The 12,625-nt window shown below is 66.7% G+C and carries 12 protein-coding genes; 5 read left to right on the top strand and 7 right to left on the bottom strand.

Features of this window, described 5'->3' with window-relative positions:
* Window positions 1-16: 16 nt before the first annotated feature.
* The 4 genes from DVU99_RS14345 to DVU99_RS14330 form a co-directional block, all read right to left on the bottom strand.
* Window positions 17-583, bottom strand: coding sequence for a YceI family protein (locus DVU99_RS14345; protein ID WP_114240916.1), 567 nt, complete (start codon window positions 581-583; stop codon window positions 17-19).
* Window positions 580-1,053: a histidine phosphatase family protein gene (locus DVU99_RS14340; protein WP_114240915.1), complete on the bottom strand. Its 474-nt coding sequence runs from the start codon at window positions 1,051-1,053 to the stop codon at window positions 580-582. The genes DVU99_RS14345 and DVU99_RS14340 overlap by 4 nt, the downstream gene beginning before the upstream one ends.
* Before the next feature lie 47 nt (window positions 1,054-1,100).
* Window positions 1,101-1,733, bottom strand: a complete 633-nt coding sequence (locus tag DVU99_RS14335; protein WP_114240914.1) for a ParA family protein — start codon at window positions 1,731-1,733, stop codon at window positions 1,101-1,103.
* A gap of 70 nt (window positions 1,734-1,803) precedes the next feature.
* Complete coding sequence (locus DVU99_RS14330) at window positions 1,804-2,823, bottom strand: hypothetical protein (RefSeq protein ID WP_114240913.1); 1,020 nt, start codon at window positions 2,821-2,823, stop codon at window positions 1,804-1,806.
* A gap of 166 nt (window positions 2,824-2,989) precedes the next feature.
* On the opposite strand from DVU99_RS14330, the gene DVU99_RS14325 reads away from it, so the two are divergent.
* Window positions 2,990-3,190 (top strand): antitermination protein NusB, encoded by a 201-nt coding sequence (locus DVU99_RS14325; RefSeq protein WP_198670340.1) that lies wholly within the window; start codon window positions 2,990-2,992, stop codon window positions 3,188-3,190.
* Window positions 3,191-3,366: 176 nt separating this feature from the next.
* On the opposite strand, the gene speE is transcribed toward DVU99_RS14325, so the two are convergent.
* Window positions 3,367-4,221, bottom strand: coding sequence for a polyamine aminopropyltransferase (speE, locus tag DVU99_RS14320; RefSeq protein WP_114240911.1), 855 nt, complete (start codon window positions 4,219-4,221; stop codon window positions 3,367-3,369).
* A gap of 279 nt (window positions 4,222-4,500) precedes the next feature.
* Between speE and speA the strand changes: the two genes are divergently transcribed.
* The 4 genes from speA (at window position 4,501) to DVU99_RS14300 (ending at window position 9,520) form a co-directional block, all read left to right on the top strand.
* Complete coding sequence (gene speA / locus DVU99_RS14315) at window positions 4,501-6,390, top strand: biosynthetic arginine decarboxylase (RefSeq protein WP_114240910.1); 1,890 nt, start codon at window positions 4,501-4,503, stop codon at window positions 6,388-6,390.
* A 283-nt stretch (window positions 6,391-6,673) separates the two neighbouring features.
* Window positions 6,674-7,459 (top strand): 3-hydroxybutyrate dehydrogenase, encoded by a 786-nt coding sequence (locus DVU99_RS14310; RefSeq protein WP_114240909.1) that lies wholly within the window; start codon window positions 6,674-6,676, stop codon window positions 7,457-7,459.
* A 5-nt stretch (window positions 7,460-7,464) separates the two neighbouring features.
* The gene (locus DVU99_RS14305) at window positions 7,465-8,643 is read left to right on the top strand and encodes a patatin-like phospholipase family protein (protein WP_114240908.1); all 1,179 of its coding nucleotides are present in this window, start codon (window positions 7,465-7,467) and stop codon (window positions 8,641-8,643) included.
* Between the two features lie 16 nt (window positions 8,644-8,659).
* Window positions 8,660-9,520 carry an NAD(P)-dependent oxidoreductase gene (locus tag DVU99_RS14300; RefSeq protein ID WP_114240907.1) on the top strand — a complete coding sequence of 287 codons (861 nt, stop codon included), beginning with the start codon at window positions 8,660-8,662 and terminating at the stop codon, window positions 9,518-9,520.
* A 182-nt stretch (window positions 9,521-9,702) separates the two neighbouring features.
* Here the strand turns inward: DVU99_RS14300 and DVU99_RS14295 are convergent, their stop codons facing one another.
* Window positions 9,703-10,464: an SPOR domain-containing protein gene (locus DVU99_RS14295; RefSeq protein ID WP_114240906.1), complete on the bottom strand. Its 762-nt coding sequence runs from the start codon at window positions 10,462-10,464 to the stop codon at window positions 9,703-9,705.
* Window positions 10,465-12,153: an arginine--tRNA ligase gene (gene argS / locus DVU99_RS14290; protein ID WP_114240905.1), complete on the bottom strand. Its 1,689-nt coding sequence runs from the start codon at window positions 12,151-12,153 to the stop codon at window positions 10,465-10,467.
* Between the last annotated feature and the right edge of the window lie 472 nt (window positions 12,154-12,625).

Here is a 12,625-nt window from a genome sequence, read left to right as displayed (position 1 = left end):
ATGATACGGGGTGGCCTCAGCGCTTGGCGTAATCGAGGCTGATCAGCATGCCCAGTTCCACCTTGTCGGACACGGCGGCCCGGTGCCCGCTCATGCCGAAGTCGCTGCGCTGGATGGTGCCGTGCACGGCGATCACGCATTGCTGCGGCGATTCCAGCGGGCAGTGCGACGGCAACAGTTGGAAATGCGCCGGCCGCGTGATGCCCCGCAGGGTCAGCGTGCCATCCAGGCTGCCGCCCTTTTCCAGCATCGCCAGCGCGATGGGTGCGGACACGAAGTGGATCGAAGGATAGTGCGAGACGTCGAAGAACTCCGGTGCCAGCACCCAGCGGCGGATGCGGTCCGAGTCCATGTGCACGCTATCCACGGTGATATGCGCATCCACCACGGCAGTATCGTGCAGGGCGCTCAGGGTGACGTCGCCGTCGATTTCCTGGAAGCGTCCGGCGATCTGGCTGAGCCACAACAGGCGCACGCCGAAGTCGGCATGCGAGCGCGCCGGGTCAATGCGGTAATCGGCGGCGCGCGCAGGCAGGATGGCCAGCAGCAGGAGACCCACGCAGCTGGCGATCTGCCAGATCATGGGGACCAGAAGGCATCCAATCGTGCGTTGCCCGGCTCCAGGGCACCGGCCAGGTGCAGCACGGCCAGTCCGGCCGGCGGCATGCCGCGAAATTCGTCCGAGCGTCCTTCCACCAGCAGCGCCACCAGTCGTTCGATGCCTGGATTGTGGCCGACCAACATGACCGTACCGGCATCGCCATGCTGGTCGAGCAGGGCCAGCAGCTCGCCCGGCGTGGCTTCGTAGATGTCGTCGGAAAACTCCAGGCTGGGCGCGTGCTTGAATGCGGCCAGCGCCAGCTCGGCGGTGCTGCGCGTGCGCTCGGACGGGGAACACAGCACCCGGTCGGGCTTCACGCCGTGCGAAACCAGCCATTTGCCGGCGGCCTTCGCCTCCTGCTCGCCGCGCCCGCTAAGGCGCCGCTTCTGGTCGTGGCTACCCGACGTGGCCGGCTGGGCCTCCGCATGACGCAACAGGATGAGTTCGTGCATGGCTCTACTCCAACTCCAAGGTCGTGCTGAGGCCGTGAAATGGGCGCTCAGTGCTGGCGCTTGATCCAGCGCAGGAGGTGCTTCCAGTCCTCCTGGTGGCTCCGGACGTTCTCCGAAGCGTAGTCAAAAATGCCCTTGCCGAGTGCGGTCAGCAGCACATAGGCCTGGCTGTCACGCAGTTGTGCCACCAGCGGAAAGGGCGCGCCCTCGGCCAGCTGCGCCATCGCGTCCTGGCTGGCGTTGGTCCAGGGCTTGAGGCGGTTGCCGACCAGGCCCACCGGAAGCTTGCCGCGCTTGATGCGCCCGATCTGCTTGAGGTGGTCCAGGAAGTCGAACGTGGCATCGAGGTCGAAGGTTGACGGCAGCACCGGCACCAGCAGCACGTCGGCCTTCTCCAGATAAGGCTCGAGGTCGCGCTCCTGCGAACCGGCCGGGGTGTCGACCAGTACGCGCTGGGTGTCTTCGGGGAGTTTTTCCAGGGATTTGCGTCCGCCCTCAATGGCGAGCACGCCGGGTACGGTGTCGGGGCGGCGGCTGGCCCAGCGGTAGCCGGACTGCTGGCGGTCGGCATCGACGATGGCCGTGTGCTTGCCATCCTGGGCCCAGTGCGAAGCCAGCTGGGTCACCAGCGTGCTCTTGCCACAACCGCCTTTGCTGCTTGCTACCAGTACCGTCAGCATGATGCCGCCCCAGTGTCCAAGCCGGGCCTCAGCCTACACGATGGCCGGGGCCGGGGGGCAAGCGGCCGGCTCAGCCGGCCTTGGCGGGCTGCCAGTCGTCTGGCGCGTCGACGCTGATCTGGTAGTCGTGCAGCGCAGTGAGCATCAGGCTCATCTGGGTGCCGCCGGAGCGGGCCAGCACCAGCAGGTGCTGCGCCAGCGAGGCATCGCCCTGGGCACGCTGCGACAGCTCCGAGAAGTTCTGCACCTGCCACACCAGATTGCGGCGGGCGCGGCGGGCGTCCTCCTGCTGGGCCGGGTCGTCGGCCAGTACTTCGCGCAGGTGCAGGCCCAGCGAGCGCGACAGCGGGCTGGAGCTCCACTCCAGCACCTTGCCCAACTTGAGGCAGTCGGCCTTCAGCGCGGCGTCGCCGGCACCTTCCTCGCACAGGCGCGCGGTGGCCTGCAGCGCCGGTTGCGGCTGGGTCTCGGCCAGGCCGAACACCATCATCAGCTGCACGCCGGCGCCACCGTTGGCCGACAGCGGGTTCACCGTGGCGGGTGGCGGCGGCAGCATGATCACGGTGGTGGCCAGCGCCTTCAGGCTGGCGCCGGTGTAGTCGTCATAGATCTTGGCGCCGGCGGCCTTGGCCAGGTCCTCGCGCATGGCGTCGGCCTTGCCGTCACGGTCGTCCTGGCCGAGCTTGAGCAGCCATACCGCGGCATTGTCAGGGGCCTGGGTCAGCAGCCGGTTCATGGCGTCGGTGTTCGGGCAGGCGCTCGCCTTGGCGTCACAGTCGGTGAGCTGGATCCAGCTCACCTCCGGCCCGGCCCCGGGAGCTGCCGCGGCCCGGTGGATCAGGCTATGGAAACTATTGAAATCAGGCAGGTTGTTGAGCGGACGGGCCAGCAGGGCGCCACCCAGCAAGGGGATCGGCTCGGCCTGCGGGGCGATCACGCTGACCAGGTCCTTCTGGTAGGCCAGCAAGGCCTGCCGGCGGGCGGCGGCCTGCTTGTCCACGGGAGCGGCGGGGGGCTTGTTGGCGGCAACCACCGGAGCGGTAAGTGCGGCAAGAACCAATCCGAGCGTCAGCAAGTGCCGTCCACGCATGGGTCATTCCTTGTGAAAAACGAAGCGGTCAGCATACTGCTCTCGCATTAAGCTCGCCTGATCCGCGGGAAGCGGCGAGCGGGACAACGCGTCCTGGCTTGCTAGCATGGCCGCTTCGCGACGCCCCGGGATGGCTCGACATCCTGCGCAGCACAGGAGAACGCTAGTGAATGAGATTTCGATGTTGGCCGACGGACGCGCGGCGCCCTGGTTCGTGGGCTGGGGAACACTGGCGCTGATCAACGCCGGGCTGGCCCAGGGCAAGAACCGCAGCGGCCTGTTGTGGTTCCTGTTGTCGGTGTTCTTTGGCCCGTTCGCCACGCTGGTGCTGGTGCTGCTGCCGAAGGCCCGCCAGACGTTGTTCTGAAACCGGGGGTGGGGGATGGAATGTGGGGGGCGCCAACACCAGTGCCCCGGCGCCAGCCCCAGGCTCCAACGAAACGGGGCTGGCCGCGGCGCTCGCAGGCGCCGGGACCAACCCCTCTTGGCCTGTCGGCGAGCCGGGGGCCTTGCGCCCCCGTTACCCGCCTCCCGACCCAGCGCTTACTCGCCCAGCGCTTCGCGCATGAATTCCGGCTGGGCCAGCGCCGCCTTGTGGATGTCGGCGTTGTAGTAGCGGGTGGGGAAGTTCTTGCTCAGCGCGCCGCGTTCGCGGAAACCGGTCAGGTCGCCGCCCTTGCGCACCATGGTGCAGCTCCACCAGCCGGTGGGGTAGCACGGCTGCGGGAACGGCAGGGTCTTCACCGCGCTGAAGCCGGCGGTGCGCATGGCCGAGCGCATGGACTTGATCAGTTCCAGGTGGGCAATCGGCGACTCCGACTGCTGCACCAGGATGCCGCCGTGGCGCAGGGCCTTGTAGCAGCTGGCGTAGAAGGCGGCGTTGAACAGGCCTTCGGCCGGGCCGACCGGGTCGGTCGAGTCGACGATGATCAGGTCCAGCGATTCCGGCTCGGCCTCGGCCATGTACTTGATGCCGTCGATGAACAGCAGCTCGGCGCGCGGGTCGTTGTTGGAGTCGCACAGCTCGGGGAAGTACTGCTCGGCCAGGCGGGTGACGCGCTCGTCGATCTCCACCTGCACGGCGTGCTCCACTTCCTCGTGCTTGAGCACTTCACGCAGCGTGCCACAGTCGCCGCCGCCGATGATCACCACGCGCTTGGCGCGCGCATGGGTGAACAGCGCCGGGTGGGTCATCATCTCGTGGTACAGGAAGTTGTCGCGGCTGGTCAGCATCACGCAGCCGTCGATCACCATCAGGTTGCCCCAATCGGTGGTCTGGTAGATCTCGATGGTCTGGAACGGCGTTTTCTCGGCGTGCAGCAGCTTCTCGACGCGATAACCGATGGAGGAGCCGGAGGCCTGGTGGGCTTCGGTGAACCAGCTGGGATGCTGCGACATGGGGACGTTCCTGACGATATAGATGGGTGCAAAGAGCGCGAATTGTAGCCGAACCGGCGCCGCCGTCCCGTCCAGGGCGGCCCCGCCGTGGGCACATTGTCACAAGAGGCCGTTACAATAGCCGTCCGGACCGCCGCGCCAAGCCGCTTGCGGGCCGCCCGAGTCAGCCCGGCCCCGCGGCGTGCGAGGCTTCCGGCCGGCTGACTTTGCTTTCGTCAAGGCTCGCCGCTGCGACGACATGTACAGGGTGTAACACGCCCGCTTTAAAAGGAGCCCTCCATGTCGAAGCACTGGAACATCGACGCTGCCCGCCATACCTACGCCGTTCCGCATTGGAGCGACGGCTACGTCGACGTCAACGACGCCGGCCATATGGTGATGCGCCCCAAGGGCGCCAACGGCCCGGCCCTGTCGCTGCCGGTCATCGTCGATCGCGCCCGCGCCGAAGGCCTGCGCCTGCCGTTGCTGGTGCGCTTTCCGGACATCCTCGCCGATCGTTTGAAGCGCCTGCAGGACGCCTTCGCCAAGGCCATCGGCGAGTGGAGCTACGCAGGCGGCTATACGGCCGTCTATCCGATCAAGGTCAACCAGCAGCGCGGCGTGGCCGGCGAGCTGGTGGCCGCGGGCGAGCATGGTTTCGGCCTCGAAGCCGGCTCCAAGCCCGAGCTGATGGCGGTGCTGGCCATGGCGCGGCCGGGCAGCATCGTGATCTGCAACGGCTACAAGGACCGCGAGTACATCCGCCTGGCGCTGATCGGCCTCAAGCTCGGCCTGCGCGTGCATATCGTGATCGAGAAGCTCTCGGAGCTGGACCACGTGTTCACCGAGGCCAAGGCGCTCCATGTCGAGCCGTTGCTTGGCGTGCGCGTGCGCCTGGCTTCCATCGGCGCGGGCAAGTGGCAGAACACCGGCGGCGACAAGGGCAAGTTCGGCCTCTCGCCCAGCCAGGTGCTGACCCTGGTGGAACGCCTGGAGCAGGCCGGCCTCAAGCACACGCTGAAGCTGCAGCACTTCCACATGGGCTCGCAGATCTCCAACGTGCGCGACATCGCCAACGGCATGCGCGAGGCCACGCGTTACTTCGTGGAACTCAAGCGCATGGGCGTGCCGCTGGACATCGTCGACGTCGGCGGTGGCCTGGGCGTGGACTACGAAGGCTCGCGCTCGCGCAGCCACAACTCCATCAACTATTCGATCGAACAGTACGCGGCCACCATCGTGCAGTCGCTGGCCGAAGCGGTGGCCGAAGCCAACCTGCCGGCGCCGCACATCATCACCGAGGCCGGCCGCGCGATGACCGCGCACCACGCGGTGATGGTGGTGAACGTTACCGAGGTGGAACCGGTGCCCGAGGGCAACATCCCGTCGGCCCACGAACACGAGCCGGCCGTGCTGCGTCGCCTGCGCGAAACCTGGGACGAACTCGACCAGCGTCCGGCGCTGGAGCTGTTCCACGAGGCCCAGCACCACCTCGCCGAAGGCCAGACGCTGTACGCGCTGGGCCAGCTCAGCCTGGAGGACCGCGCGCGCCTGGACGACATGTACTACGCCATTGCCAACGCGGTGCGCACCCGCCTGCTTCCCGCCGAGCGCTCGCATCGCCAGGCCTTGGACGAGCTGGACGAGAAGCTGGTGGACAAGTACTTCGTCAACTTCTCGGTGTTCGAGTCGGTGCCGGACATCTGGGCGATCGACCAGATCTTCCCGATCGCGCCGATCGCGCGCCTGGACGAGGAACCCACCCGCCGCGGCGTGATCGTCGACCTCACCTGCGATTCGGACGGACGCATCGACGACTACGTCGACGCCGAAGGTGTGGACGTGAGCCTGCCGCTGCACGCGCTGAAGGACGACGAGAGCTATCGTCTGGGCATCTTCATGGTGGGTGCGTACCAGGAAACGCTGGGCGACATCCACAACCTGTTCGGTGATACCGATGCGGTGAACGTGCGCGTCGATGGCGATTCGTATGTTTTCGCGCACAAGCGCCGTGGCGACACCACCGACCTGATGCTCGACTACGTCGGTTACGACCTCGAGGCACTGCGTCGCAGCTACCGCGAGCGTATTGCCGCGGCGGGCTTGCAGGGCGAGGCGGCCGAGCAGTTGTTCGTCACGTTGAACGAAGGTTTGACTGGCTATACCTATCTGTCCGAGGGTGCGCACTGAGCGATTCGGACGCGAGGCGCTTCCTATCCGTCATCCCTGCGAAGGCAGGGATCCAGCGACTTTCAGGCGCATGAAGTCACTGGATGACCAGCTTCGCTGTTGTAAAGCACTCCTGCCTTCGCAGGAATGACGAGCAGGGAAGGGCGCCGTTCAAGCTGTCCATTCGTCGCATGGATGCGCGCCACATGGCTGTGCCAGTCTGTTTCGTCTGGACGGACAGGCAACACAGTCCACAACCTGATTCCGTTTCTGCTTTCCCCGTTCCCCATCGACAGGAGTGGTTATGGCAAGTCTCGACGGCAAGGTGGCACTCATCACTGGCGCGGCCAGCGGCCTGGGCAAGGCGATTGCCGAGTTGTATGCGAAGAACGGCGCGGCGGTGGCCATTGCCGACATCAACCAGCAGGCGGCGGACGCCACGGCCGCCGAGATCAACGCGGCGGGCGGCAAGGCCATCGGCATCGCCATGGACGTCACCAACGAAGATGCGGTGAACGCCGGCACCGACAAGGTGGTCGCCGAGTTCGGTCACCTGGACATCCTCATTTCCAATGCCGGCGTGCAGATCATCAACCCGATCGAGCAGTTTGCCTTCGCCGACTGGAAGAAGATGCTGGCCATCCATCTCGATGGCGGCTTCCTCACCACCAAGGCCGCGCTCAAGCACATGTACAAGGGCGACCGCGGCGGCATCGTGATCTACATGGGTTCGGTGCACTCGCACGAGGCGTCCAAGCTCAAGTCCGCCTATGTCACCGCCAAGCACGGCCTGCTGGGCCTGGCACGCACGCTGGCGAAGGAAGGTGCGGCCCACAACGTGCGTTCGCACGTGATCTGCCCGGGCTTCGTGCGCACGCCGCTGGTGGAAAAGCAGATTCCCGAGCAGGCCAAGGAGCTGGGCATCAGCGAGGCCGACGTGATCAAGAACGTCATGCTCAAGGACACCGTCGACGGCGTGTTCACCACCGTGGAGGATATCGCGCAGACCGCCTTGTACCTCGCCGCCTTCCCGTCGGCGGCGCTCACCGGCCAGTCGATCGTGGTCAGCCACGGCTGGTACATGCAGTAAGCGTCATGGCGGTCGCACACGATCTTCCCACCGCCGACACGCTGGCTGCGGCGGTGAAGCGCGACTACCGTACCGTGGCCCTGGTGCTCCAGGGCGGCGGTGCGTTGGGCGCTTACCAGGCCGGCGTGTACGAGGCACTGGATGGTGTCGGCATCCGGCCCAACTGGGTGGCCGGCATCTCCATCGGCGCGCTCAACGCCGCGATCATTGCCGGCAATCCACCCAAGCATCGGGTGGAGCGGCTGCGCGAATTCTGGCAAACCATCTGCCGCCCCCCACTGTTGCCGATGTGGCCAGCGGTGCCGCTCGACCCCGGTGCGTGGGAACTGCCGTGGCAGAACGGCATGAGCGGCTGGGCCGCCCTGCGTGCCCTGGTCGAGGGCCAGCCCGGATTCTTCGTGCCGCGTCCGTTTCCGTTGTGGCCGTGGCGCGCGTCGCCGACCACGGCCAGCTGGTACGACACCTCGCCGTTGCGGCAGACGCTGGAGCGGCTGGTGGATTTCGACCGCATCAACCACAAGACCGCGATGCGCGTATCGGTGGGCGCGGTGAACATCCGCACCGGCAACTTCGCCTACTTCGACAACACCGAGGGCGAACTGCGGGTGGAGCACTTCATGGCGTCGGGCTCGCTGCCGCCCGGGTTTCCCGCCACCGAGATCGACGGCGAGTTCTACTGGGACGGCGGCATGGTTTCCAACACGCCGCTGTACAAGGTGCTGTACGAAAGCAGCAGCCGTGACGCCCTGGTCTTCCAGGTCGACCTGTGGAGCGCGCGTGGCGAGGTGCCGCGTGACCTGGCCGAGGTCACCTCGCGTGCCAAGGACATCCAGTATTCCAGCCGCACGCGCCTGATCACCGAGTACATGGCCATGCGCCAGCGCCAGCAGCGCGTGCTGCACGACCTGATGGCGCTGGTGCCGGAAGACCAACGCAGCCGCAAGGCCTATCGCCAGGCGGAGATCTACGCCAGCGGCGCGCTGGTCAACCTGTTCCACCTGATCTACCGCAACAAGCCGTACGAAGGGCACTACAAGGACTACGAGTTCAGCCTCGACAGCATGCACCAGCACTGGGAAAGCGGCATGGACGACATGCGCTGCACGCTGCGTGAGCCACAGTGGTTCACCAAGCCCGATGCGGAGCACCCGTTCGTGACCCACGACGTACACTGCGAAGATTGACCCACCAGGAAACACCATGAGCCTCAAGGCAGCATTCATCGGACTCGGCGCCATGGGCACGCCGATGGCCGGCCATCTGAAAGCCCACGGCCTGCTCCACGCCGTGTCCAGCCGCACCCAGGCCAATGCCGACGCGGTGGCGAAGGAACTGGGCGTGTCCGCGCCTTCGTTGGCCGAGATCGCCGCGCAGTGCGATGTGATCGCCTTGTGCGTCACCGCCGATGCCGACGTGCTGGGCGTGGTCGACGCGCTGGTGCCGCACCTCAAGGCCGGTACCATCGTGATCGATCACTCCACCGTCGCGCCGGATACCGCCAAGCAGGCGGCGGCGAGGCTGGCGGCAGCGGGCGCCAGCTTCCTCGACGCGCCGGTGTCGGGCGGCGTCGAAGGTGCGAAGAACGGGAAGCTGTCGGTCATGGTGGGTGGCGACGCCGCCGTGCTCGAGCGTGCGCGTCCAGTGCTGGAAGCCTATGCACTGCGCATCACGCACCTGGGTGATGTCGGCGCAGGGCAGGCCACCAAGGCGGTGAATCAGATCCTGGTCGCCGGTATCGCGCAGGGCGTGTGCGAAGGCCTCGCGCTGGCCGAGGCACTGGGGCTGGACCCGGAACGCCTGATTCCCACGCTCGGCGCGGGCGCGGCCGGCAACTGGTTCCTGGAAAAGCGTGGCGCGACCATGCTGCGCAACGAGTTCAGCGTGGGCTTCAAGCTGGGCTTGCTGCACAAGGACCTGGGCATCGTGCGCCGCATTGCCGAAGGTGCCGGCACCAGCCGCAACGTCATCGAGCGCTCGCTGGCCGACTACGCCGAGCTGATGAGCCAGGGCTATGGCGACGACGACATCTCGGGCCTGATCCGTCTCAAGCGCAAGGGTTAAGGAGTCAACGCCCTCGCTGCTCGTCCTTCGCCCCTTGGCGTTGTGCTTCGCAGGGTTTTCGCGCACAGAGCCTGCCCTGAACTCGATTCAGGGGTGCGCTCCGGCGGGGATCGGGCGTTCGTTCGCGAGACATAAAAAAGGCCGCGCATGGCGCGGCCTTTTTGCGACCCGTACGGCCAGGCTTACTTGCCTTCCTTCAGCGCAATCGCGTTGATGCCCGCCGACGCCAGGCGCTGCTTGGCCGATTCCAGTTCGGTGGCCGAGTGGAACGGACCCAGGCGCACGCGGTTATAGGTCTGGCCGTTCACGCTGACCGGCGCCACATTGGCCACGAAACCCTGCATGGCGAGCTTGGCCTTGAGCGTTTCGGCATCGGCCGGGCTGGGGAACGCACCGACCTGCAGCAGGTAGCCGCCACCGGCAGGGCTGGCGGCCGCCGGGGTCGCCGGAGCCTGCGCATGCACCGCCGACTCGGGGGCAGGCGTGATCGCCTCGCTCACCGCGGCGGGGCCCGGTGCCGGCTTCTGCGCCGCCACCTGGGCCTGCTGCTGCGCTGCAGCCTGCGCGGCCTGCTGGGCCGCCTGCTGCTTCTGCTGCTGCTCGGCCTTGGCCTGCGCGCTGATCACCGCATCGGGGATGCGTACTTCCTTTTCCGACAGCACCGAGTAGAAGTCGTACTGCGGCTTCTTCGGCGCCGCGGCGCTGCTGTCGGTGGCCGAGGTCGACTCGTTGCCTGCGGCACCGGCATCGCTGCCGCGCTGGGCGGTGGCCTGCGCATTGGGCTGCGGGCCGTCGTTGGGGCGCGGGGCCATCGGCAGGTGGCTGCGCGCGGCGAACATCAGCACGGCGCCGATCAGGATGCCGATGACGGCCCAGCCCCAACCCGGCATGCCACCGCTGTTGTTGCGGACGGCCTGCCGGCCCTTGCCCTTGCGTGCTGCCATTTACATGCTCTCCGGGGCGCTGAGGCCCAGCAAATCAAGACCGTTCTTCAGGACCTGGCGCGTCGCCACGATCAAGGCCAGGCGGGCGTCGCGCAGGTTCGCATCGTCTACCAGGAACTGATGCGAGTTGTAGTAGGTATGGAAGGCGTTCGCCAGCTCGCGCAGCCAGGTGGCGACCAGGTGCGGCTCCAGGTTCGCTGCGGCGGTCTCGACCAGCTCGGGATACTTGGACAGCTCGGTCAACAGGATCTGCTCGTGTTCGTTGTCCAGGCGCGCCAGCTGCGCCAGTCCATTGTGCAGATCAAAGGTGAACCCTTTCTCGCCGGCCTGCCGCAGCACGCTGCACACGCGGGCATGGGCGTACTGGATGTAGTAGACCGGGTTGTCGTTGCTCTGCGAGCGCGCCAGGTCGATGTCGAATACCAGCTGCGAATCGGCCTTGCGGGCGATCAGGAAGTAGCGGGTCGCGTCGCGGCCGGCTTCCTCGATCAGGTCACGCAGGGTGAGATAGCTACCGGCGCGCTTGGACAGCTTCACTTCCTCGCCGCCGCGCATCACCGTCACCATCTGGTACAGCACGTAGTTCGGCCAGCCCTTCGGGATGCCGGTATCCAGCGCCTGCAGGCCGGCCTTCACGCGGGCCAGCGAGCCGTGGTGGTCCGAGCCGAGCACGGTCACCGCGTTCACGTAGCCGCGCTGCCACTTGGACAGGTGGTAGGCCACGTCCGGCACGAAGTAGGTGTAGCTGCCGTCGGACTTGCGCATCACGCGGTCCTTGTCGTCACCGAAGTCGGTGGTGCGCAGCCACAGTGCGCCGCCTTCTTCATAGGTGTGGCCGTGGGCAACCAGCTCGCGCACGGTCTCTTCCACCTTGCCGTCGGTGTACAGCGAGGATTCCAGGAAATAGGTGTCGAAGCCGACGCCGAAAGCCTTCAGGTCCAGGTCCTGCTCGCGGCGCAGGTAGGCCACGGCGAAGTGGCGGATCGCGTCCAGGTCGTCCGGGTCCTTGGCGCCGGTCACCACGTGGCCTTCCACCTCGACGCTGTCGCCATTGAGGTAGGACTGGGCCACGTCGGCGATGTAGTCGCCGCGGTAGCCGTCTTCCGGCCAGCCGGCGTCCGCCGGGCCCAGGCCGCGTGCGCGCGCCTGCACCGAGATGGCCAGGTTGTGGATCTGCACGCCGGCGTCGTTGTAATAGAACTCGCGCTTGATCTTCCAGCCGGCGGCGTCGAGCAGGCGCGCCAGGCAGTCGCCCAGCACTGCGTTGCGGCCGTGGCCCACGTGCAGCGGGCCGGTCGGGTTGGCCGAGACGAATTCCACACCGGCGGTCACGCCCTTGCCGCTGGTGCCGCGACCGTAGGCATCGCCCTCGGCCATGATGCGGCGCACTTCGTCGTGGTACGCGCCCGGCGCCAGGAAGAAGTTGATGAAGCCGGGACCGGCGATGTCCACCTTGCCCACCAGCGTATTGGCGGGCAGCGCAGCCACCAGCTTCTCGGCCAGTTCGCGCGGCTTGGCGCGGGCCGGCTTGGCCAGCAGCATGGCCGTGTTGGCGGCGAAGTCGCCGTGGTCGCGGTTGCGGGCGCGCTCGATCACGAAGTTCGGCACTTCGAGGTCGGCAGGCAGGATGGAGTCGTTCTGCAGGGTACGAATGGCCTGCAGCAGCAGTTCACGCAGCTGTTCTTTCACGGCGTTGGTCGGGCGACGATGGAACCCGCAATCCTATCAGACCGGGGCCGTGCAAGCCGGATGCGGCGCGGCTTGGCGACGCTGCTGCGCTGCGGGGGAGAAGTCTGTGGATAAGTCTGTGGGGAATAACGAGGTCCCTGGCGGCTGTCGTATGGTTTTCCCGGCGGAAATCGTTGTGTCATGAAAAATATCAATGTAAATCAATGCATTGAAAATCATACTTGAGGGTGTGGGCAGCAAGTCGACGGAAAGTGGCGTCTCAGGCCGAATGTGCATAAGTCGTGGATCGGCGCGGCGGGGCGATTCCTATCGGTAATGACCTCGCCACGTCATGCCCCTGTCATGCGGCACCGCCACACTGCGCCCCGTCTCCCCGGCACCTCCCCGCCGACGGAGGCGGGGAGACCGCCGTCCATCTCCTCTCTCCCCACAAAAACGGCCAAACGGCGCGGATCTCCCCCCGCGCCGTTGT

The sequence above is a fragment of the Dyella sp. C9 genome, from assembly GCF_003332825.1.
In the GTDB taxonomy this organism is placed as follows: domain Bacteria; phylum Pseudomonadota; class Gammaproteobacteria; order Xanthomonadales; family Rhodanobacteraceae; genus Dyella.
Note: the sequence above shows the minus strand (reverse complement) of the source record. Positions and strands in the feature narration are given on the sequence as shown.